Genomic DNA, 20825 nt, shown 5'->3' with positions numbered 1-20825 from the left:
AGCTCAGAACTCAACCGCCCGACCTCCGGGGATACGGGTGGATGTGGTGGGGGAGAGGGTGCTGTCGTCGTACTACGCCGCACCGCTCGCGGCGGTCGGCGAGATCAGCAGTCGTCCGAATTCGGCGAAGACCAGGTCACCGGAGCGTCGGGCAGACGGCGACACCGTGTCGAGGTTGACGAAGCCGTGGACCATTCCCTCGAGATCGTGGTGGGCGATGAGACTTCCCGCGGCCTCGAGACGATCCGCCAGCTCTGCGCCCTCATCATGGAGCGGATCATGTTCGCTTGTGACGACGATCGTCGGAGGCATCCGAGTGACCGGAAGGGTCAAGGGGCTGTAGGCGTCTGCATCGGGTCGTACACCGGGAAGCCACTTCTCGATGAACCACTGGAGCGCCTCGGTCGTCAGGCCCCACCCGCGCGCCTTCGAGCGGGTGCTCTCGCGGCTCAACTCGAGGTCGGCGTTCGGGTTCAGGAGGAGCAGCCCCTTCGGCATCGTGCCGTGCGCGACAAGCCGACGAGCGGCAAGGTACGCGATGAGAGCGCCTGCGCTGTCACCCGCAAGGCCGAGCGGGGTCGTCGGCAGCTCACCGAGTATCGCCTCCAACACCGCGACGACATCGTCGACGGCCGCCGGCGCCGGATGCTCCGGAGCAAGGCGGTAGGCCACGGCGACGACGTCCACATCGCCCAGCACGGCGAGCCGTCGACAGGCGCGGTCATGCGATTCGAGGTCCCCGAACACGAAGCCTCCGCCGTGAACGTAAACCAAGGTCGGCCGGGGGCGATCCAGGTGCAGGTACCGGCGAACGGGGACGCGCACCTCGCCTTCCACGAACGAGTCCTCGACCATCGGCAGCTCTGGGCCTCGCGGGCGGAACCGCCCAGCACGGAGTTCTCGGAGCACGGGCTCAGCCTCCGGCTCCCGACGAACGGTGTCCAACCACCGGGTTAGTTCCTTGTCCGCGATCACCGGCCCACATTATCGAGGTTCCGAGCCGCCTTGGAGCCCGAGATTCCGGCTGCAACGGGGGAGAAGCACGATCGTGAAGGCGCTTCTTCAGTTCCGGGCCGGCTTCCCGTTGAATCGACCGCTTCATCCCTGCTCGGCCCACGCCTGGAGCTGACCGGCCAGTTCCCGATCGGTCAACCGCCGTACCATCCGATGATTCCCCACTCAGCGTCGACGGCACCGCAGATCGCGTTGATCTCGTCCTGAGCTGCTCCGATCTTGTCGAGCTGGTCGGACCACGTCGCCGGGTCGTCCGACCTGCCCAAGTGGACGTTCATCGCATTCGCCGCCTCTTTCAGCCGGGTCACCGGAGCGTCGAGTCCCGAATCCTCCAACGATTCGTCGATGCGATTCAGGTCCCACGCTGCCGTGAAGTAGAGACCACCAGCGGTTTCGGCGTCGATGGCGCCCTCGGGCGCAGCCTGCACATTGAAGATCAGCGACAGGGGAGTCGTGAGTTGATCGCACGCTTCGGCATCCTCCGTCACGGCCGGCGATGGCGGCGCCGTGGAGGCGGGCGCACCGGCACCGGTCTGGGTGCATCCCACCAGCAGCGCAACGAAGGCGCAGGCGATGCCGGCCGAGACGATCTTGTGCGGCTCGACTTCAGCAGCGGACAGTCGGCGCATCCCGTTAGGCACTGGGCTCATCGGCAGGATCGGGGAGGTATGCCGTGAAGTCGATCGGTTGGGTCGTCGGTTGCTCCGAGTCGATCGGCCCGCGTGGGAGCATCGTCGATTCCTTTCTCTGCCGGAAGCGCGACTGATGCGACGAGATCGTGCAGCCAACCGCTGGTACATGGATATGTCCGGCAATGACCGATCGGTTCCACCATTTGTTCATTCGTTCTCGAACGCTCGTGATTATGTCGGAAAGGATGCGACGAGCCGTCGTCACGCGCTGCGTGCACGGCATCGCTCTTCCGCGCTCGTTCGATATCAACCGCGAATCGGATGTCGACCTGGGCGAATTAGCGACGCTGAACGGCAGAACGACGCGCCAATCCCGCAAAAGAAGACAATGCCGATAATGCACATTATGTCGGCAAGTGAATCCAGAACTTGCAGGAGCATGCAGGATCTGGAAGATCTGCTCATCCCCTGTTCTACGCCATATATTGAGTCTGATCTGCTATTTCTCGTGGAGCGACGCGCTCCCGCGGTCGGTGAGTGAAGGATGGCCGCAGCATCGACGAAGAACTGCGCGGCCAACGCAATGCGAACGGCTGAGCTATTTCGGCCGGCGAGTGCGGATCCCGGCCGACGCGGCGGATCTACTCAGCGAGACGTTCATCGTGGCGTGGCGGCGCGGCGACCGAATGCCCGTTGAGCCCCAGCAAGCCCGGATGTGGCTGTTCGGCGTCGCGAGGCGGGTCCTCGCGAACGCCGCCCGTGGCGCCGCCCGCCATTCCAACCTCACGGACAAGCTGCGCGCGCATCTCGATTCGCTGCCGACCGAGCATGTCGACACAGAAGCCCTCGACATCCGCGCCGCTCTCGACGCCATCCCCGACGACCAATCCGAACTGGTACGTCTCGTCCTCTGGGACGGATTCACCGTGCCCGAGGCAGCCACAATCCTCGGAATCAGCGATTCGACCGCGCGCGGTCGATACCAACGAGCCCGCGCCCAACTCCGCGAACTCCTCCATGAGCACCAATACGAAGGGAACACGCCGTGAATGCACAACCGATCGACCCGGCCGCTATCTCGTTGCCGCCTACTCAGCCGGTCGATATCACCGACTATCTCCCCGATCCGAGGAACGAACCGACCGCCTGACCGGCCCGATAGCGGGTGCCCACCGGACTCTCATCAGGCGGTGACCGTAACGATCGATCGGCAGTTCGCGACTCCGGCACACCGGCTGTGTCTATTGACTTTCGATAGGACGCCTATCGAAAATCGATGGATGGATCACGGCCTTCCACGCCCATCTCGTAGACTCGTGATCTTCACCCAGTCGCTTCTGGGTGTGCTGTTCCTCGTCGGCGTTGGGGCGATCGTCCTCCTACCCGGCATCAGTGCGGAGATCGCGGCGAGCCTCCCGGAGTACGCTGATCTGCGCATGCCGCTTCTCGCCTTGTCGACTGCGTTCATTGTTCTCACACTCGTCGCGCTGGGCGCGCTCTCACTGCTCGTGCACCGCATCTACTGCGGACCAGTGCTTGCCCACACATCAATGCTCTGGGCCGACTTGCTCGTCACCTCGCTCGGAGGGGCGGTGGTCATCGTGATCACCAGCGTCGTCGTAGTCAGCAACGGGCAGGCGGGCAGCCCGTTCCTCGGCCTCATTCAGGTGATCGTCTGTCTCGTTCTCGTCGTGTTGGCCCGCGTTGCCTTCGTCCTCCGATCGCTGATTCGGCGCGCGATCCCGATGCGCGTCGAACAGGATGAGGTCATCTGATGCCGATCCGCATCTCGATCGATCGACCGCGTGCTGATCGGGCGCGGTATGAGCGTCGGCGACTTCGACGAGGCGATCGGCATCACGCCTGCGAACGTCAGATTGTGCACTCTGTCGAACAACGCCAATGACACCTCCTCCCCCTTCCTCCGGCAGGCTCGGGCCGGAGTGAGATGAGCGTCGGCCGCAGCATCTGTCGTAGACAGCAACGAGTCGTGCCCACCGTCAGGCGGCGGGACCCTGGCTGCGACGGGAACAGGTGGCCACGGGCCATCCTTCGCTGCGGGTCTCGCGCTGACCGTCGGCGGACTCCTGCTTCTCGGCCAGATGGGCCTGCGCCGGCGTCGCCCCAGGCCGGGAAACTCGACCAGCTAGGTATTGTTCAAGAACTCCCGCCGCACCTCCGCGACTCCGTTCAGCTCGCCTCGCAGCTGAAGGAGGAACCCGAGGCCTCGGTCCTCCAGAGTGGTAGCGTTCCCCCAATCGCCGGAAGCCCACCTCTAGCAGGGCTCGCCGCGCGCTCCTATCCTGACGGTATGAAGCTGACGCTCGCGCTCGTGGTTGGCGCGATCGCGACGCTTCTGTCGGGGTGCGGGGTATCTAGTGCGACGAGTCTTTCTGTGCAACGTGCCGGCGGTTCGATCATGATCGCCGCCTCGACCGAACCCGACGCCGTGATGGAGGCCCAGATCGTCGGTATCTTGACCCGCACCGCGCAGGGATGTCTCGCGGTCGCCTCCGGCAGTGAGCTGCATGTTCTCGTGTTCCCGTTCGGTTCCACGCTCGCGGAAGCCGGGCAGAGCGTCGAGGTGCCCGAGATCGGAACCGTGCACCTCGACGATCCGATCGAAGGCGGCGGCGGCGGCTACATCCACCTGTCAAACATGCCGGAGGAATGCCGTCTGGGCGACGAGTTCGCCGTCTGGCAGACCGTGAGCAGCTGAGCGCTCACCCTCGCGCGCATGGATTGTCCAGTGTGCCGCGCGGGCTCAGCTCGGTTGACGGCGCACCTGAAAGCGCAGGTGAAGCACCCGGTTGCCCTGAATCACCACCTCGGGATCCTCCAGCAGATGCTGCGCGTCGACCGATCCGAAGTAGCGCTTGCCGGACCCGAACACGACGGGTACGACGTCCATACGCACCTCGTCGACCAGACCCGCGGCAAGCATCTGGCCGCCGACGTCACCGGCGGCGACCTCGATCATGCGGTCCCCCGCAAGCTCCTGCGCCTTGGCCACGGCCGCCTCGACCCCGTCGACGAAGTGGAACGGCGCCTCGAGATTCCAGCCCTCGGGCGCGGGGCGGTTCGTCACGACCACCACGTGGTCGATCCCGCTCGGAGGCGTCCCATCCCAGCCGTCCGTCAGATCGAAGACGTGCCGGCCGGCGATCGTCACCCCGATCTGATCCCAGTACTGCCGGGTGTAGTCGTAGGACGCCTGCGACACCTTCAGCACGCCGCTCTCGTCCAATGGGACATCCCCGCTGGTCAACCAATCGAACAGTGGTCCTGGCTGGTCGTTCTCGTCCGCGATGAAGCCGTCGATTGACACGGAGGCGTACATGACGATTCTGCCCACGGTGCTCTCCTCTGCGTCGGGTGCCCCAGAGCAAGCGTGTCGTGAGCTGTCGCGCTTGTAAAGAAGCCGATCGGCGATCGGCGGCCGATTGTCCAGAGCGTCACCGGGATGTTGCGAAAGACCCGCTGCCGCAGGCGACGGTGATCGAGTCCACCAGACTGGTTGCATGACCGAGCCCTACATGCTGATCAGCGACGCCCCTCCCCTCGAGGACTACCTGCGCCTTCGTCGCGAATCAGGATTGTCACCCAAGACCCCTGAGCAGGGTGCCGGTGCGATCGCCGGCAGCTGGTCGGCGTGCCACATCGTCGACACCGCCGGCACCGTGGTCGCCATGGGCCGCACCATCGGCGACGGCGGCTGGTACTTCCACATCGTCGACATCGCCACCAACCCGGCACACCAGCGCCGGGGTCTCGGCCGACAGGTCATGGAATGGCTCATCGCCGACGTGCTCGAGCGTGCCCCGGCAGGCGCGTACGTCAGCCTCATCGGAGATCCTCCCGGGCAGCGCCTCTATCGTTCGCTCGGTTTCAACGACGTCACCCCGAGCCTCGGAATGGCAATGCGATCGGCCTGACCACTCCCCGCGCGAATCAGCGGAGAGGAGTTGTCAGCGGGCCACGAATGCGATCGGCGGCGGCGTCCCTGCTGTCCGGTTCGCACTGGGAGCATCGCGGAAGGCCGGGTCAGGACCTTCATCGAAGCCGCTTCTTCGACGAGGATGCCACTGACCGTCCGCTGATCGATCCGGTCCGCGAAGATCGGGTGCAGCGCCGCCCGAACGACGAGACTTGATGACGAAGGAGGCACCGTGATCACCGCACTGAACCGGGTCATCGACGCCGTCGAGGCCCATCTCACCGACGACCTCGACCTCACCGTGCTCGCGCGAGAGCTCGGCACCACCGAGTACCACCTCCGGCGAATGTTCTCGTCGCTCGCCGGCATGCCGGTGTCCGAGTACGTCAGACGACGGCGCATGACCGTCGCCGCGGCCGAGGTGCTCGGCGACGACGAACTGCTCACCATCGCGGTTCGTTACGGCTACGGCTCCACCGAGGCGTTCGGCCGTGCGTTCCGGGCGATGCACGGCGCGATGCCCGGCGAGGTTCGCCGAGCCGGCGGCCCCCTTCGCACACAACCGCAACTCAGGTTCCGCCTGACCGTCGAAGGGTCCACCCCGATGCACACCCGAATCGTCGACCGCCCGAACTTCCGGCTGATCGGCCACGCCGCGCGAGTGCCGCTCATCCACCACGGCGCCAATCCGCACATCCAAGCGCACATCGCCGCCCTCCCCCTCGAGGAGCATGCCCGGCTCAAGGCACTGAGCTCCGCCGAGCCTGCCGGCCTCCTGCAGGTCGCCGCCGACGTCGACCCCGACGCCATGGAAGGCAGCGAACTGACCTATCTGCACGGCGTGGCCGTCGGCGAAGCGACGGACGCCCCCGACGATCTCGACCGGATCGACGTGCCGGCCGGCACGTGGGCGGTGTTCCGCAGCGACGGCGCGTACCCGGCGACGTTGCAGGCGACCTGGGCTGCGACGGCGACCGAGTGGTTCCCGTCGAATCCGTGGCGACTGCGGCCAGGGCCGTCGATCGTGTCGATCCTCGACCGCTCCCCCGACTTCAGCACGGCGACGTGCGAACTGTGGCTGCCGGTCGAACGCGCCGAGACGACGTGACGCTTCGCACGACCTCGCGGTCGCCCGCCGCGTCGCCCGCTCAGAGCGACTTGCGCATCTGCTGGGTCGTGACCACGTAGCCCGCCGAGTCGTACAGCGAGATGGCGACGGCGTTCGGCCCGAACACGTTGAGCTCGAGCGCCCCGACTCCCGCCTGACGCACCGCCTCCTCGACAGCGGCGAGCAGCGCTCGTCCGAGCCCGCTCCCCCGCCGCTCCTCGACGATCTCGATGTCGTAGAGGAAGGCGACGTCGGGTGCACCGCGCGGGTGGTCGAGCCCGACCCAGGCGCGGCCGACCGGTTCGCCCGCTGCGTCGACGCCGCGCAGCACGAGCATGCGCGGCGTGTCGACACCCTGCGGGAGCGCGGCCGCGTTCTCGTCGAGCGCCCGCTGCACGGCGCCCTCGCGCGGCCAGCGCCCGGCCGTCACCTGTTCGTCGGCGTACGCCTCGGCGAGGTCGCGCTGCCAGTCGGCGTACTCGACCGGAGCCATCGTTCGTACGGTCACCGTCACCATGCGAGCCATGCTGGCACAGCACATCGGTGCCGGTCGAGTGGAATGGAGCGGACGACGGGGTTCGAACCCGCGACCTTCACCTTGGCAAGGTGACGCGCTACCAGCTGCGCTACGTCCGCAATGGGGCGTTCACCCCGGTATCGACCCGGTGAGGGCCGACTCGAATGAGTATACCTGAAACGGGATACATCCATTCGCCGCGCGGCATGCTCGCCGGGCGTCCGAGACGCCGCGACCGGCCCCGCGCCCCGGCGGCCGCCGCCGCGCGGGACGATCGACGTCAGCCCGCCGAGGACTGCGCCGCCCGCTCGGCGCGCCGGCCGCTCAGCGGCATGCCGAGCTCGTTCAGCGGGGCGTTCGTGGGCCGCTCGGGCAATCGCTCCTCAGTCGGGCACGTCATCACGATGTTGCCCGCCGTGTCGTCGAATCGATGCTCGGAGATCGCCTCTCCGCAGACCGGGCACGGCCGGGTCTGCAGTTCCGCGGGATCGTCCTGCTCGATCCCTTCGGTGATGGGCGGGGCGCCGAAGATCGGCTCGAGTGCGTGATCGACTCGATCGAAGAACCGGGTGAATGCGTTGCCGTCATCAGGGCGGCTCGCTGCGTCGCGTGCCATACGCCAGATGCTACGCCCTGAGGCATCCTCATTGCCAGTGTCGCGGTCGTAGGCTGACTGCATGACGGATGCCTCGCTCCCCCGCCCGGTCACGATCATCACCGGCGCGAGCCGCGGTATCGGCGCTGCGATCGCCGAACGCCTCGCCGCCGAGGGCCACGATCTCGTGCTCACCTATCGCGAACGCGCCGACGAGGCCGACGCCGTCGCGCAGCGCTGCAGTGCCGCAGGTGCGAAGGTGCTGCTCCTCCAGGCCGACCTCGGCGACCTCGACGCGGCGGCGAACGTGGTCCCCGCGGCGATCGCCGCGTTCGGGCGGGTCACCGGTCTCGTCAACAACGCCGGCATCACCGGCCGCATCGGCCCGTTCCTCGACGCCCCGCTCGAGGAGACGGAGCTCCTCTTCCGCGTGAACGTGCTCGCGCCGATCGTGCTCACGCGGGCGGCCGTCGCGCACATGGCGACCGACCGCGGCGGTGCGGGCGGGTCGATCGTCAACATCTCCTCGGGCGCGGCGAAGTCGGGCGCACCGAACACCTACATCCCGTACGCGATGAGCAAGGCCGCGCTGAACGCGCTGACGACCGGCGCCTCGAAGGAGTTCGGGCCGGTCGGCGTGCGCGTCAACACCGTCTCGCCCGGCACGACGCGCACCGAGATCCACGCGGCGGCCGGTCGCCCCGACGCGCCCGATGAGCGCGCCCCCGGCATCCCGATGCGCCGCCCCGGCGAAGCTCACGAGATGGCGGGCGCCGTCGCCTACCTGCTCTCCTCCGACGCGAGCTACACCTCGGGGGCCGACATCCGCATCGCCGGCGGCAACTGAGCGCTTCCTGCGAGCGCTCGCAGCGACGAGCGCCCGGTCAGTGCTCGCCGAATCCCGAGGCGGCGAGCTCGGCGAGGGCGTCGACCTCGTCCGACCCGGCGACGTCGTCCGTGGCGATCTCGACCTCCGCGCCTTTCGTCAGCCCGAGCGACATGATGCCGAGCAGGCTCTTCGCATCGGCGCCGTTGACGGTCACCCGGTGCGCGAATGTCGCCGCGAGCTTCGCGAGTTCGGCAGCGGGCCTGGCGTGCAGGCCGTCGGCGTTCACGAGCGTCACGGTCCGCGAATAGCCGGATGCCCCGGCGCCGGCGCTGCTCGGGAGGTCGGCGTCCGCCGCGGCCGGCTCCGCCGACCCACCGCCTCCCTCGCCACGATCGCCGCGTGCCGACTCGGCTGCAGCCACCACGGCGTCCAGCGCGTCACCGGCCTCAGCCGCCACCGACGCCGCGACCCCGCCTTCGACGAGGGGCGCGTCGACGAGCCGCACGCGTGCGCGCAGCTCGTCGTCGAGGAAGTCGAGCGCCGTCTCCGTCGTCAGGATCGCCGAGCCGAGATCGCAGAGCACCACGACCCCGCTGCCCGAGTCGGCGGCGGCGATCGCGGCCGAGACGAGGTCGAAGCTCGTGCCGATGCGACCGTCGTCGGTGCCGCCCGCGGGTTCGAGCGCCGCGGTCGGCGCCATCTGGCGGGCGAGTTCGACGAGGCCCGCGGCGATCTGCGACGAGTGCGAGACGAAGACGAGACCGACCTTGCCCGGGGTCCCTCCGCTCATGCTCCGGCCCCGTCGGCCGCGGCGTCCGCCCCGGCGCGCAGCAGCAGCGCGCTCGACTCGGCGCCGGGGTCGCGGTGGCCGGCCGAGCGCTCACCGAGGTAGCTTGCCCGTCCCTTGCGTGCGACGAGCGGCTCGGTGGCGACGGCTCCCGCTTCTGCGGCGGTCGCCGCGGCGGCGAACACCTCGGCGGCGTCGGCGCCCGCGCTCGCCGCGGCCGCGGCGGCCTCGACGGCCGGCGTCCACGCGTCGACCATCGTCTTGTCGCCGAGCTCGGCTTTGCCACGGCTGACGATGCCGTCGCGGGCGGCGGCGAGCAGGCCGGCGACGGCCGCGCCGTCGAGCGAGGTCGCCCCGCCGACCGCGCCGGAGGCCTTCAGGTACGCCGTGCCGTACAGCGGCCCCGCTGCCCCGCCGACCGTCGAGATCAAGGTCGTCGCGACGAGTTTCAGCACGTCACCCGGCGTCGAGCCGGCGGGCAGGTCGTCGAGCTTCGCACCGACCGCCTGGAATCCGCGGTCCATGTTCTCGCCGTGGTCGCCGTCGCCGATCTCGCGGTCGAGCCTGATCAGCTCGACACGGTTCTCTGCCATCTGATCCGCGCTCCGCCTGACCCAGTCGACCGCCCAGGTGATGTCCAATCCCACCGGTTCCCCCTCGCTTCTCGTTCTACCGGCCCCATCGCAGTGCAGCGGTGTGCACCGGGGCATCCCAGAGTTCGATCATCTCGTCATCGAGCTTCAGCAGGGTGATCGACATCCCCTGCATCTCGAGCGAGGTGATGTAGTTGCCGACGAGCGATCGGGCGATCGGGATGCCCCGCTCCGCGAGCACCTCGGCCGCCCGGCGGTAGGCGAGGTAGAGCTCGATCTGCGGTGTGCCGCCCATGCCGTTCACGAACAGCAGCGCGCGCTCGCCGGAGGCGTACGGCAGGTCGTCGAGGATCGGTTCGAGCAGCCGGTCGACGAGTCGGTCGGCCGGCTCGAGCGCGACGCGCTCGCGGCCGGGCTCGCCGTGGATGCCGATGCCGATCTCGATCTCGTCCTCGGCGAGCGTGAAGCTCGGCTCACCGGCGTGGGGCACGATGCACGGCGTGAGGGCGAGGCCCATCGACCGGGCGCCCGCGTTCACGCGCTCGGCGATCGCGACCACCTCGTCGAGCGAGTCGCCGCGCTCGGCGGCCGCACCCGCGATCTTCTCGACGAGCACGGTGCCGGCGACGCCACGACGCCCCGCCGTGTACAGCGAGTCCTTCACGGCGACGTCGTCGTTCGTGATGACCGCGCGCACGGTGATGCCCTCGGCCTCGGCCAGGTCGGCCGCCGTCTCGAAGTTCAGCACGTCGCCCGTGTAGTTCTTCACGATGTGGAGCACGCCCGCGCCTCCGTCGACCGCCTTCGTCGCCGCCAGGATCGGATCGGGCGTCGGCGAGGTGAACACGGCACCCGGCACGGCGGCATCCAGCATGCCGAAGCCCACGTATCCGGCGTGCAGCGGCTCGTGCCCGCTGCCGCCGCCGCTCACGATGCCGACCTTGCCGGCGATGGGCGCATCAGCGCGCACGACGTGGATCGGGTCGGTCTCGACCCTCACCAGATCGGCATGCGCGAGCGCGAATCCTGCGACCGACTCGTCGACCACGCGCTTCGGGTCGTTGATGATCTTCTTCACGGAAACCCCTTCCGCCGCGGCTGCCTGGGGTCGTGCGGCTATGCATCGACCCCGACGCAGCACTCCTCCGCCAACCTACGCCCGCGAGCGCCTCGTATGTAAGGGGCATTCCGACGATTCCGGCCCGGCCATTCCCCCCGATGGGGCCACGAGACTATCGTGACCCTTGAGCGGGGGCGACGAAGCTCCCGCATCGGAGGGGGTTGAAATGAATCTCGGAGTCATCTTCCTTTCGGAGATGGTCGGCACGGCGATGCTGGTGCTGCTCGGTTGCGGCGTGGTCGCCAATGTCGCGCTCATCAGGAACAAGGGTCACAACGGCGGGTTCCTCATGGTGAACATCGGCTGGGGCCTCGCGGTCTTCGCCGGCGTCATCGTGTCGTATGCGTCCGGGGCCCACATCAACCCGGCGGTCACGCTCGGTCTCACTGCGAACTTCCTCGGCAAGGGCGAGACCGAGTTCGTTCCAGGCATCCCCATCGACGGGGCGTCCATCGCGACCTACATCGGTGCGCAGATGGTCGGCGCGTTCTTGGGTGCCATCTTCTGCTGGCTCGCGTACAAGCAGCACTTCGACGAGGAACCCGAGGCCGCCAACAAGCTCGGCGTGTTCTCGACCGGCCCGGCGATCCGTTCGTACGGGTGGAACCTCGTCACCGAGATCATCGGCACCTTCGTGCTGGTGTTCGTCATCCTCGGATTCGGTTACGGCGGAACCCCGGCCGAGCTCGGGGCGATTCCCGTCGCCTTCCTCGTGATCGCGATCGGTGCGTCGCTCGGTGGTCCGACCGGCTACGCGATCAACCCGGCCCGAGACCTCGGTCCACGTATCGCGCACGCCATTCTGCCCATCAAGGGCAAGGGCGGCAGCGACTGGTCCTACTCGTGGGTGCCGGTCGTCGGCCCCATCATCGGCGGTCTCATCGCCGGGTGGTCGGCGCTCGCGCTGCTCCCCGTGCTCGGGTGACCAGCGGCGGCGGGGCCGGTTCCGGCTCCGCCGCCGAACCGCCCAGCCATCGAAACGAGCGTGCGCGGCGACGGGCCTCGCGCGCATGAATGAGAGGAAGTCATGGCCGACTACATCCTGGCGATCGACCAGGGCACGACCAGTTCCCGCGCGATCATCTTCGACAAGGCCGGATCGATCGTCTCGACCGGGCAGCTCGAGCACGAGCAGATCTTCCCGAAGGCGGGCTGGGTCGAGCACGACCCCGCCGAGATCTGGCGTAACACCCGCGAGGTGATCGGCCAGGCCCTCGGCAAGGCCGATCTGACCCGGCACGACATCGCCGCGGTCGGCATCACGAACCAGCGCGAGACCGCCGTCGTGTGGGACAAGACGACCGGCGAACCGGTCTACAACGCGATCGTCTGGCAGGACACCCGCACCCAGCCCATCGTCGACCGGCTCGCGGCCGACGGCGGAGTCGAGCGGTTCAAGGAGCAGGTCGGCCTGCCGCTCGCGACGTACTTCTCGGGCACGAAGATCGTCTGGATCCTCGAGAACGTGCCCGGCGCGCGCGAGAAGGCCGAGGCCGGCGACCTGCTGTTCGGCACCACCGACACCTGGGTGCTCTGGAACTTGACCGGTGGCCCCGACGGCGGCGTGCACGCGACGGATGTCACGAACGCGAGCCGCACGATGTTCATGGACCTCGAGACCCTCGCCTGGGACGACGGCATCCTTGCCGCGTTCGGCGTGCCGCGCTCGATGCTCCCCGAGATCAAGAGCTCGTCCGAGGTCTACGGCACCGTCGAACCCTCGAGCCTGCTGCGCGAGGTCCCGGTCGCCGGAATCCTCGGCGACCAGCAGGCGGCGACCTTCGGTCAGGCCGCGTTCGACGCCGGCGAGTCGAAGAACACCTACGGCACGGGCAACTTCCTGATCTTCAACACGGGCGAGGAGATCGTCCACTCGAAGAACGGGCTGCTCACCACGCTCGGCTACAAACTCGGCGACCAGCCGCCGCACTACGCGCTCGAGGGCTCGATCGCCGTCACCGGATCGCTGATCCAGTGGCTGCGCGACAACCTCGGCCTGTTCTCGAGCGCCCCCGAGGTCGAAGACCTCGCGAAGTCGGTCGAGGACAACGGCGGCGCGTACTTCGTGCCGGCCTTCTCGGGGCTCTTCGCGCCGTACTGGCGACCCGACGCCCGCGGTGCACTCGTGGGACTCACCCGCTTCGTCAACAAGGGCCACATCGCCCGGGCGGCACTCGAGGCGACCGCGTTCCAGACGAGGGAGGTGCTCGATGCGGTGAACGCCGACTCGGGCGTCGAGCTCACGGAGCTGAAGGTCGACGGCGGCATGATCGCGAACAACACGCTCATGCAGTTCCAGGCGGACATTCTGGGCGTGCCGGTCGTGCGCCCGGTCGTCGCGGAGACGACCGCGCTCGGCGCGGCCTACGCTGCCGGTCTCGCGGTCGGCTTCTGGTCGAGCCTCGACGAGCTGCGCGCGAACTGGCAGGAGGACTCCCGCTGGGAGCCGTCGATGGACGCCGCGGAGCGCGACCGGCAGCTCCGGCTCTGGAAGAAGGCGGTCTCGAAGACCTTCGACTGGGTCGACGAGGACGTGAAGTAGCACACGTCGAAGACCGCGCGAGGGCCCTGTGGATGCCACGGGGCCCTCGCCGCTGTCGGGGTCAGCGCTTGGTCGCCGCGATCCACTCGTCGAGCTTCGCGGCGGCGGCGCCCCGGTCGATGGTCTCCTCGGCGATCGCCATCTTGTCGCGGAAGCGGTCGAGGATCGGCCGCTGGAACTGCGACGGGTCCTTCGCGAGCTCGAAGGCGACGAGACCGGCCGCCGCGTTCAGCACCACGATGTCTCGGACTGGTCCGCGCGCACCGCCGAGCACCTCGTGCACGATCGCGGCGTTGTGCGCGGCGTCGCCGCCGGTGAGCTGGTCGATGCTCGCGCGGGCGATGCCGAGGTCGCGGGGGTCGAGGTCGTGCTCCTTCACCGTGCCGCCCGACACCTCCCACATGTGGCTGTGTCCGGTGGTCGTCAGCTCGTCGAGCCCGTCGTCGCCACGGAAGACCAATGCGGTGGCGCCGCGGGTCTGGAAGACGCCGACGATGAGCGGCACACGGTCGAGGTGCGCGACGCCGACCGCAGAGGCCTCGGGTCGGGCAGGGTTGCAGAGCGGACCGAGGAAGTTGAAGACGGTCGGCACCCCGAGCTGAGCCCGGACGGCTCCGGCATGGCGGAATCCGGGATGGAACGCTGCGGCGTAGGCGAAGGTGATGCCCGCCTCGTCGAGCACCTTCGTCACGCGCTCGGCGGGCAGCGCGAGGTCGAGTCCGAGCGCCGCGAGCACGTCGGAGGAGCCCGACGCCGAGCTCGCCGCGCGGTTGCCGTGCTTGATCACGGGGACGCCCGCGGCCGCGGCGACGATGGACGCCATGGTCGAGACGTTCACGGTGCCGAAGCGGTCGCCGCCCGTGCCGACGATGTCGAGCGCCATCGGGTCGGCGTCGAGCGGAACGGCGTGCTCGAGCACGGCATCGCGGAAGCCCACGATCTCGTCGACCGTCTCCCCCTTGATGCGGAGGGCGACGAGGAAAGCTGCGAGCTGCGCCTCGGTCGCGACGCCGGTCATGACCTGCTCCATGCACCAGGCAGCATCCGAAACACTCAGATCTACCCCCTGTAGAAGGGAGTTCAGGATGTCGGGCCAATTCTGGTGAGCGGGCATGTCCCGATCCTATCCGCCGGATTCGCGGCGGATTCACGGGCTTCCCACAGCCCGACTTAGGGTTCCCTTACCTCGCTCGCGCGACACGGTCCGCACGGATGACGAAAACTCAGGCCTGATTTCGGCCATAATGGGGGGGTGACGAGCACCTCAATCACTTATCAGGCGAGCGCGCCCGTGATCAATCGACCGAACACCGTAGCGGTGGGAACGATCGTCTGGCTGGGCAGCGAGGTCATGTTCTTCGCCGGCCTCTTCGCGATCTACTTCACGCTGCGATCGACGTCGCCCGAACTCTGGGCGTTCGAGGCCGATCGACTCAACTTCCCGTTCTCGCTGACGAACACGATCATCCTCGTGCTCTCGTCGTTCGCGTGCCAGTTCGGCGTCTTCGCGGCGGAGCGCATGCAGCCGTACGCGACCGGCGCGTGGTACAACGTGGCGAAGTGGGGCATGGTCGAGTGGTTCTTCCTCACCTTCGCCATGGGCTCGATCTTCGTCGCCGGCCAGGTCTGGGAGTACGCGACCCTCGTCTCGGAGGGCATCGCGATCGACTCCAACGCCTACGGCTCCGCGTTCTACCTGACGACCGGCTTCCACGGTCTCCACGTCACGGGCGGCCTGATCGCGTTCCTGCTCATCATCGGCCGCGTGTTCGCCGTCAAGAACTTCGGCCACCGCGAAGCCACGAGCGCAATCGTCGTCTCGTACTACTGGCACTTCGTCGACGTCGTCTGGATCGGCCTCTTCCTCGTCATCTACGTACTGAAGTAAGCCGCCCCGAGAAGCGTCAACCCTCATGCCCGTGAACAGGAAGAACCACATGACTCGCTCGAAGCGACGCGCCGGACGCCGGCACCCGCTCGCCACCGCCGCGCTCCTCGCGCTCGGTCTCGTCTTCACCGGCGGCGCCTACGCAGCGCTCAGCACCGGCACCGTCGCCCAGGCCGAAGTCGACCCGAACTCGCAGCAGACCATCGAAGAGGGCAAGAAGCTCTTCCAGGCGAACTGCGCGACCTGCCACGGCCTCGAGGCCCAGGGCACCGACAACGGCCCGAGCCTGATCGGCGTCGGCGCCGCATCCGTCGACTTCCAGGTCGGCACCGGCCGCATGCCGATGCAGATGCAGGGCCCGCAGGCTCAGCAGAAGCCCGTGCAGTTCACCGACGAGCAGGTCAAGCAGCTCGCCTATTACGTCGCCTCGCTGGGCCCCGGCCCCGAGATCCCGAGCGACCACCTCGTCAACGGAGGCGGTGACGCAGCCAACGGTGCTGAGCTCTTCCGCATCAACTGCGCGATGTGCCACAACGTCGCGGGCGCCGGCGGCGCGCTGACCGAAGGCAAGTTCGCTCCCCCGCTCACGGATGTCTCGGGCGTCCACATCTACGAGGCCATGGTCACGGGCCCGCAGAACATGCCGGTGTTCAACGACCTGAACATCTCGCCCGAAGACAAGCGCGACGTCATCACGTACCTCAAGTACGTCCAGGACAACCGTTCCCCCGGCGGATTCGAGCTCGGCTCGCTCGGCCCGGTCGCGGAGGGCCTGTTCATCTGGATCTTCGGTCTCGGCGCGATCGTCGCGATCACCGTGTGGATCACGGCGAAGTCCAACTAGCGCACGCCCGGCACTGAAGAAGCTACGAAGGAGAACCATGGCACAGGACGACCACAGCAGCGCGGAGATCGCCGCTGCCGACTCGTCGCACGCCGCGCACGATTCAGCCGTCTCGCCGGGTACCGCGGTCATCGCCGCTGACGCGTTCGAGAACCCCGGATTCCCGCCGCACCGGCCCCGCGTCACCGACGAAGACCCGAAGCGCGAGAAGCGTGCGCAGCGCACCGTCTACACGCTCTTCTACCTGTCGATCCTCGGCAGCGTCTGGGCCATCGCCGCCTACATGCTGTTCCCGATGGAGTCGAACAACGTCGGCGACGTGCGACTGAACAACATGTTCATCGGCCTCGGTGCGACGCTCGCGCTGTTCGGCATCGGCTTCGGCGCAGTGCACTGGGCGAAGGCGATCATGACCGACGTCGAGCTCGCCGACGAGCGCCACCCGATCGGCGGCTCCCCCGAGACGCAGGCGGCGGCCGCGCAAGTCTTCGCCGACGCCGACCGCGAGTCGGGCTTCACCCGTCGTGCAGCGATCCGCAACAGCCTCATCGGTGCCCTGCTGGTCTTCCCGCTCCCGGCCGTCGTTCTGTTCCGCGGGTTCGCCCCGCAAGACCAGATCCCCGTCGAGCTGCTCAGCCACACCATGTGGAAGAAGGGCACGCGCCTCGCGCTCGACCCCTCGGGCACGCCGATCAAGGCCGCCGACGTCACCATCGGCAGCGCGTTCCACGTCATCCCCGAGGGCCTCACCGAGCTCGAGCACGGCAAGCTCGAAGAGAAGGCCAAGGCGGCAGTGCTGCTCATGCGCCTGAACCCCGAGGAGCTCAACGAGCTTCCCGAGCGCGAGAGCTGGTCGTACGAGGGAATCGTCGCCTACTCCAAGATCTGCACCCACGTCGGCTGCCCGGTCGCCCTGTACGAGCAGCACACGCACCACCTGCTCTGCCCCTGCCACCAGTCGCAGTTCGATGTGGCGAACCACTGCGAGGTCATCTTCGGCCCGGCCAAGCGGCCCCTGCCGCAGCTGCCGATCGCCGTCGACGATGAGGGCTACCTCATCGCGCAGAGCGACTTCACCGAACCCGTCGGCCCGAGCTTCTGGGAGCGCCATTGAGCACCGCACCGTCCGCCACAGCGCCGCAGAAGCGGTCGTTCACCGCGGCAGCCTCCGTCTACGTCAACGAACGGACGAGTGTCGCCGGCTTCGTCAAGGAGCTCGGTCGCAAGGCGTTCCCCGACCACTGGTCCTTCCTCCTCGGTGAGGTCGCCCTCTTCGCCTTCGTCGTGGTGCTCATCTCGGGTACCTTCCTGACGTTCTTCTTCCAGGCGTCGATGGCAGAGGTCCACTACGACGGCTCCTACGTGCCGCTCAAGGGCGTCGAGATGTCGGTGGCGATGGCCTCGACGCTCGACATCTCCTTCGACATCCGCGGAGGTCTCTTCGTCCGTCAGATGCACCACTGGGGCGCGCTGCTGTTCGTGGCCGCCATCGGCCTGCACATGCTGCGCATCTTCTTCACCGGTGCGTTCCGCAAGCCGCGCGAGCTGAACTGGGTGATCGGCTTCATCCTCTTCATCCTCGCGATGGCCGAGGGCTTCACGGGCTACTCGCTCCCCGACGACCTGCTCTCGGGCAACGGCCTCCGCATCATCGACGGCATGGTCAAGGGCATCCCGCTGATCGGCACCTGGACCTCGTTCCTCCTCTTCGGCGGTGAGTTCCCCGGTACGCAGATCGTCGGTCGTCTCTACACCCTGCACATCCTGCTCCTCCCGGCGCTCGTGGTCGCGCTCGTGGCGCTCCACCTCGTGTTCGTCGTCGTGCACAAGCACACCCAGTACGCAGGCCCGGGCAAGACCCAGCAGAACGCCGTCGGCCCGCCCATCCTCCCGATCTACGCGGCCAAGGCCGGCGGGTTCTTCTTCATCGTCTTCGGCGTGCTCGCGCTCATCGCTTCGATGTTCACGATCAACCCGATCTGGAACTACGGCCCGTACGACCCGTCACCCGTCTCGGCCGGTACGCAGCCCGACTGGTACATCGGCTTCGCCGACGGCGCCCTGCGTCTCATCCCGCCGGGCTGGGAGTTCGTGTGGCTCGACCGCACCTGGTCGTTCAACATCCTCGTGCCGCTCATCGTGCTCGGTGGATTCATCGTCACGGTGCTCATCTACCCGTTCATCGAGGCCTGGGTGAAGGGCGACAAGCGCGAGCACCACATCGCCGATCGTCCCCGCAACGCCCCGACCCGCACCGCCATCGGCGCCGCCGGTGTCACGTTCTACGCCGGCCTCTGGGCCGCAGCGAGCTCCGACATCCTCGCAACCCACTTCTGGCTGACCATGGAGGGCGTGATCCACGCGCTCCAGGCCACGGTCATCATCGGGCCGTTCATCGCGTACTTCATCACGAAGCGCGTCTGCATCGCCCTGCAGAAGAAGGACCGCGAGATCGTGCTGCACGGCTACGAGTCGGGTCGCATCGTCAAGCTCCCCGGTGGTGAGTTCATCGAGGTGCACCAGCCGCTCGACGAGTACGAGCGCTGGCGTCTGGTGAGCTTCGAGAGCTACGAGCCGCTCATGATCCGTCCGAACGCCCGTGGCAAGATCACGGTCGGACAGCGGATCCGCGCCTCGTTCTCGCGCTGGTTCTTCGAGGACCGCATCGCACCGGTCTCGAAGGGCGAGCTCGAAGCCGGCCACGACGGCCACCACTGACGCACTCGTCTGACAGTTCCGGGCACCGAACCATGTCGATCGACTCGACTTGGCTTCGGTGCCCGAACTGTTTCCTCGACCTCTCCCCCGTCGACGACCGCACGTTCGGGTGCGCGACGGGCCATCGATTCGACCGGTCGAAGCACGGTTTCCTCACGCTGCTCCCTCCGAAGGCGCCGCGCACAGTGGGCGACGATCCAGCGATGCTGCGCGCCCGCGCCGATCTGCTCGGCAGCGGTGCGTACGCCCCGATCTCCACTGCCCTCGTCGACGCCGTCCGCTCGATTCCCGATGCGACGCAGGCGAACCCCGCCGGTCGCCCCGGATCCGGGCTGCGCGTCGCCGACCTCGGGTGCGGCACCGGGCACTACTCGTCGGAACTCGCTCGTGCCCTGCCCGAACTCGAGTTCCTGCTCGCCGACCGCTCCCCCGACGCGGTCCGCGCGAGCCTGCGCGGGCTCCCCGCCGCGACCGGAGTGGTGCTCGACATCTGGCGTCCGCTCCCGATCCGCACCGGCCGCGTCGACGTCATCCTCAACGTGTTCGCACCGCGCAACCTCGAGGAGTTCGCGCGTGTACTCGTCCCTGGCGGAAACCTGCTCACCGTCGTGCCCACCGAGCGGCACCTGATGGAACTGCGCCGCGACGGCCTCATGCTCGACATCCCCGGCGGCAAATCCTCACGTCTGATCGAGCAGCTCGCAGAGGCCGGCTTCGCGTTGAGCTCGAACGCCCCGGTCGAGTACGCCCTCGATTCTGATGCGACGACGAGACTGCTGCTCGCCGAGATGGGGCCGTCTGCGCACCACGCCGCGGCACTCGCCCAAGACGCCGCAGGCGGGCGCGCGAAGTCCGACGCCATCGAGTCCGTCACGGTCTCGATCGAACTCCTTCACTTCACTCTGGCCGCGCACACCTGAGACGACTGGCACGGGTGGCGTGCGAAACCAGGTTCGCGGTTCCATACTGACTGCGTGGACGACTGCTGCAGCGCCGGTGACGACGGCCGTGCTCACAGGGAGACCGGGGCCGGCGGCAACGAGCGCTACGACGCCGTCTTCGACGAGCGGTTCGCCCATCGTGTCGCGCGGCAGTACACCAAGCGGGGCCTGACGCTGCCGGAACAGCGGATCGTCGACTACCTCGTCGACGAGGTCGGCATCGACGGCGCGCGGATCCTCGAGATCGGCGGCGGCGTCGGCGAGCTGCAGCTGGCGTTGCTCGAACGCGGCGCATCGAGCACGGTCAATCTCGAGTTGTCCGCCGCCTATGAGGAGACCGCGAACCGACTCGCGTCCGAAGCGGGTGTGATCGATCGCATGACCAGAACGGTCGGAGTGGATCTCGCCGAGCGCCCGAACGCGGTCGGCTCTGCCGACATCGTCGTGCTGCATCGTGTGGTCTGCTGCTACCCCGACGCCGAACGGCTGCTCTCCGCAGCGGCCGACCGTGCGACCTCGGCGCTCGTCTTCAGCCATCCGCCGAGGAATCTCATCAGCCGAACCGGTGCCGCATCGGTGAATCTGATGATGTGGCTCGTCGGGCGGAGCTACCGCGGATTCGTCCACTCCCCCGAGGCCATGGTCTCGGTCGTCGCGGCCCACGGGCTGCAGGCGGACTATCGGCGTCACGATCGTGCGTGGTGCATCGTCGGCGCGCGACGCTGACCGGCGCGCTCGCGCAGACGACGAAGCCCTCGAC

General features: G+C 68.0%; 23 protein-coding genes, 1 tRNA gene and 1 pseudogene. 15 read left to right on the top strand and 10 right to left on the bottom strand.

Annotated elements, in window-relative coordinates; genetic code table 11:
• Window positions 1-72: 72 nt before the first annotated feature.
• Complete coding sequence (locus tag GQQ93_RS12270) at window positions 73-975, bottom strand: alpha/beta hydrolase (protein WP_157424513.1); 903 nt, start codon at window positions 973-975, stop codon at window positions 73-75.
• Between the two features lie 173 nt (window positions 976-1148).
• Window positions 1149-1643, bottom strand: coding sequence for a hypothetical protein (locus GQQ93_RS12265; RefSeq protein ID WP_157424512.1), 495 nt, complete (start codon window positions 1641-1643; stop codon window positions 1149-1151).
• A gap of 419 nt (window positions 1644-2062) precedes the next feature.
• On the opposite strand from GQQ93_RS12265, the gene GQQ93_RS12260 reads away from it, so the two are divergent.
• From GQQ93_RS12260 to GQQ93_RS12250, 3 genes are all read left to right on the top strand, one after another.
• Window positions 2063-2695, top strand: a complete 633-nt coding sequence (locus GQQ93_RS12260; RefSeq protein ID WP_425482269.1) for an RNA polymerase sigma factor — start codon at window positions 2063-2065, stop codon at window positions 2693-2695.
• Window positions 2696-2962: 267 nt separating this feature from the next.
• Entirely contained in the window at window positions 2963-3421 is a 459-nt protein-coding gene (locus tag GQQ93_RS17895) for a DUF2975 domain-containing protein (RefSeq protein WP_170296188.1), read from the top strand.
• A gap of 536 nt (window positions 3422-3957) precedes the next feature.
• Window positions 3958-4365, top strand: coding sequence for a hypothetical protein (locus tag GQQ93_RS12250; protein WP_157424509.1), 408 nt, complete (start codon window positions 3958-3960; stop codon window positions 4363-4365).
• Window positions 4366-4410: 45 nt separating this feature from the next.
• On the opposite strand, the gene GQQ93_RS12245 is transcribed toward GQQ93_RS12250, so the two are convergent.
• Complete coding sequence (locus GQQ93_RS12245; RefSeq protein ID WP_157424508.1) at window positions 4411-5001, bottom strand: dihydrofolate reductase family protein; 591 nt, start codon at window positions 4999-5001, stop codon at window positions 4411-4413.
• A 166-nt stretch (window positions 5002-5167) separates the two neighbouring features.
• On the opposite strand from GQQ93_RS12245, the gene GQQ93_RS12240 reads away from it, so the two are divergent.
• The gene (locus GQQ93_RS12240; RefSeq protein ID WP_157424507.1) at window positions 5168-5581 is read left to right on the top strand and encodes a GNAT family N-acetyltransferase; all 414 of its coding nucleotides are present in this window, start codon (window positions 5168-5170) and stop codon (window positions 5579-5581) included.
• Window positions 5582-5815: 234 nt separating this feature from the next.
• On the top strand, window positions 5816-6691 hold the full coding sequence (locus GQQ93_RS12235; protein ID WP_157424506.1) for an AraC family transcriptional regulator: 876 nt from the start codon (window positions 5816-5818) through the stop codon (window positions 6689-6691).
• A gap of 40 nt (window positions 6692-6731) precedes the next feature.
• Here GQQ93_RS12235 and GQQ93_RS12230 read toward each other — a convergent pair whose 3' ends face one another.
• The 3 genes from GQQ93_RS12230 to GQQ93_RS12220 form a co-directional block, all read right to left on the bottom strand.
• Window positions 6732-7208 (bottom strand): GNAT family N-acetyltransferase, encoded by a 477-nt coding sequence (locus GQQ93_RS12230; protein WP_170296187.1) that lies wholly within the window; start codon window positions 7206-7208, stop codon window positions 6732-6734.
• A gap of 43 nt (window positions 7209-7251) precedes the next feature.
• Window positions 7252-7327, bottom strand: a tRNA-Gly gene (locus tag GQQ93_RS12225).
• A 161-nt stretch (window positions 7328-7488) separates the two neighbouring features.
• Window positions 7489-7824: a hypothetical protein gene (locus GQQ93_RS12220; RefSeq protein WP_157424504.1), complete on the bottom strand. Its 336-nt coding sequence runs from the start codon at window positions 7822-7824 to the stop codon at window positions 7489-7491.
• A gap of 61 nt (window positions 7825-7885) precedes the next feature.
• Here GQQ93_RS12220 and GQQ93_RS12215 point away from each other — a divergent pair, with 61 nt between their 5' ends.
• Window positions 7886-8650, top strand: coding sequence for an SDR family NAD(P)-dependent oxidoreductase (locus GQQ93_RS12215; protein ID WP_157424503.1), 765 nt, complete (start codon window positions 7886-7888; stop codon window positions 8648-8650).
• Window positions 8651-8687: 37 nt separating this feature from the next.
• Here GQQ93_RS12215 and dhaM read toward each other — a convergent pair whose 3' ends face one another.
• Genes dhaM through dhaK form a run of 3 tightly spaced genes read right to left on the bottom strand, consistent with a single transcriptional unit; the run spans window position 8688 to window position 11090 of the window.
• Complete coding sequence (gene dhaM / locus GQQ93_RS12210) at window positions 8688-9422, bottom strand: dihydroxyacetone kinase phosphoryl donor subunit DhaM (protein ID WP_157424502.1); 735 nt, start codon at window positions 9420-9422, stop codon at window positions 8688-8690.
• Window positions 9419-10066 carry a dihydroxyacetone kinase subunit DhaL gene (gene dhaL, locus GQQ93_RS12205; RefSeq protein WP_157424501.1) on the bottom strand — a complete coding sequence of 216 codons (648 nt, stop codon included), beginning with the start codon at window positions 10064-10066 and terminating at the stop codon, window positions 9419-9421. Before dhaL ends, dhaM begins: the two co-directional genes overlap by 4 nt.
• Before the next feature lie 22 nt (window positions 10067-10088).
• Window positions 10089-11090, bottom strand: a complete 1002-nt coding sequence (dhaK, locus tag GQQ93_RS12200) for a dihydroxyacetone kinase subunit DhaK (RefSeq protein ID WP_157424500.1) — start codon at window positions 11088-11090, stop codon at window positions 10089-10091.
• Between the two features lie 208 nt (window positions 11091-11298).
• On the opposite strand from dhaK, the gene GQQ93_RS12195 reads away from it, so the two are divergent.
• Entirely contained in the window at window positions 11299-12057 is a 759-nt protein-coding gene (locus tag GQQ93_RS12195) for an MIP/aquaporin family protein (RefSeq protein WP_157424499.1), read from the top strand.
• A gap of 102 nt (window positions 12058-12159) precedes the next feature.
• Window positions 12160-13674, top strand: coding sequence for a glycerol kinase GlpK (gene glpK / locus GQQ93_RS12190; RefSeq protein ID WP_157424498.1), 1515 nt, complete (start codon window positions 12160-12162; stop codon window positions 13672-13674).
• Between the two features lie 61 nt (window positions 13675-13735).
• On the opposite strand, the gene trpD is transcribed toward glpK, so the two are convergent.
• Window positions 13736-14788: an anthranilate phosphoribosyltransferase gene (trpD, locus tag GQQ93_RS12185; RefSeq protein ID WP_157424497.1), complete on the bottom strand. Its 1053-nt coding sequence runs from the start codon at window positions 14786-14788 to the stop codon at window positions 13736-13738.
• Window positions 14789-14926: 138 nt separating this feature from the next.
• On the opposite strand from trpD, the gene ctaE reads away from it, so the two are divergent.
• The 7 genes and pseudogenes from ctaE to GQQ93_RS12155 all read left to right on the top strand — a co-directional run bounded on the left by ctaE (window position 14927) and on the right by GQQ93_RS12155 (window position 20791).
• The gene (gene ctaE / locus GQQ93_RS12180) at window positions 14927-15562 is read left to right on the top strand and encodes an aa3-type cytochrome oxidase subunit III (protein WP_157424496.1); all 636 of its coding nucleotides are present in this window, start codon (window positions 14927-14929) and stop codon (window positions 15560-15562) included.
• A 49-nt stretch (window positions 15563-15611) separates the two neighbouring features.
• Complete coding sequence (gene qcrC / locus GQQ93_RS12175) at window positions 15612-16406, top strand: cytochrome bc1 complex diheme cytochrome c subunit (protein ID WP_157424495.1); 795 nt, start codon at window positions 15612-15614, stop codon at window positions 16404-16406.
• 37 nt (window positions 16407-16443) lie between these two features.
• On the top strand, window positions 16444-17520 hold the full coding sequence (gene qcrA, locus GQQ93_RS12170; RefSeq protein ID WP_157424494.1) for a cytochrome bc1 complex Rieske iron-sulfur subunit: 1077 nt from the start codon (window positions 16444-16446) through the stop codon (window positions 17518-17520).
• Window positions 17517-19124, top strand: a complete 1608-nt coding sequence (gene qcrB, locus GQQ93_RS12165) for a cytochrome bc1 complex cytochrome b subunit (protein ID WP_157424493.1) — start codon at window positions 17517-17519, stop codon at window positions 19122-19124. Before qcrA ends, qcrB begins: the two co-directional genes overlap by 4 nt.
• Window positions 19125-19156: 32 nt before the next feature.
• Window positions 19157-19282 (top strand): annotated as a pseudogene (locus GQQ93_RS18260) (putative RNA methyltransferase); the annotation flags it as partial.
• A 45-nt stretch (window positions 19283-19327) separates the two neighbouring features.
• Window positions 19328-20044, top strand: a complete 717-nt coding sequence (locus tag GQQ93_RS12160; RefSeq protein WP_170296186.1) for a methyltransferase domain-containing protein — start codon at window positions 19328-19330, stop codon at window positions 20042-20044.
• A gap of 54 nt (window positions 20045-20098) precedes the next feature.
• Complete coding sequence (locus GQQ93_RS12155) at window positions 20099-20791, top strand: methyltransferase domain-containing protein (protein ID WP_157424491.1); 693 nt, start codon at window positions 20099-20101, stop codon at window positions 20789-20791.
• The last annotated feature ends 34 nt before the right edge of the window (window positions 20792-20825 follow it).

It is taken from the genome of Agromyces lapidis (genome assembly GCF_009749405.1).
GTDB classification, from domain to species: Bacteria; Actinomycetota; Actinomycetes; order Actinomycetales; family Microbacteriaceae; genus Agromyces; species Agromyces lapidis.
Note: the sequence above shows the minus strand (reverse complement) of the source record. Positions and strands in the feature narration are given on the sequence as shown.

Coding starts and splice junctions, on each gene's coding strand:
- GQQ93_RS12265 (WP_157424512.1), bottom strand. CDS start 1,643: ATGCGCCGACTGTCCGCTGCTGAAGTCGAGCCGCACAAGATCGTCTCG.
- GQQ93_RS12250 (WP_157424509.1), top strand. CDS start 3,958: ATGAAGCTGACGCTCGCGCTCGTGGTTGGCGCGATCGCGACGCTTCTG.
- GQQ93_RS12240 (WP_157424507.1), top strand. CDS start 5,168: ATGACCGAGCCCTACATGCTGATCAGCGACGCCCCTCCCCTCGAGGAC.
- GQQ93_RS12230 (WP_170296187.1), bottom strand. CDS start 7,208: ATGGTGACGGTGACCGTACGAACGATGGCTCCGGTCGAGTACGCCGAC.
- GQQ93_RS12220 (WP_157424504.1), bottom strand. CDS start 7,824: ATGGCACGCGACGCAGCGAGCCGCCCTGATGACGGCAACGCATTCACC.
- GQQ93_RS12215 (WP_157424503.1), top strand. CDS start 7,886: ATGACGGATGCCTCGCTCCCCCGCCCGGTCACGATCATCACCGGCGCG.
- dhaM (WP_157424502.1), bottom strand. CDS start 9,422: ATGAGCGGAGGGACCCCGGGCAAGGTCGGTCTCGTCTTCGTCTCGCAC.
- GQQ93_RS12195 (WP_157424499.1), top strand. CDS start 11,299: ATGAATCTCGGAGTCATCTTCCTTTCGGAGATGGTCGGCACGGCGATG.
- glpK (WP_157424498.1), top strand. CDS start 12,160: ATGGCCGACTACATCCTGGCGATCGACCAGGGCACGACCAGTTCCCGC.
- trpD (WP_157424497.1), bottom strand. CDS start 14,788: ATGCCCGCTCACCAGAATTGGCCCGACATCCTGAACTCCCTTCTACAG.
- qcrC (WP_157424495.1), top strand. CDS start 15,612: ATGACTCGCTCGAAGCGACGCGCCGGACGCCGGCACCCGCTCGCCACC.
- qcrA (WP_157424494.1), top strand. CDS start 16,444: ATGGCACAGGACGACCACAGCAGCGCGGAGATCGCCGCTGCCGACTCG.
- GQQ93_RS12160 (WP_170296186.1), top strand. CDS start 19,328: ATGCTGCGCGCCCGCGCCGATCTGCTCGGCAGCGGTGCGTACGCCCCG.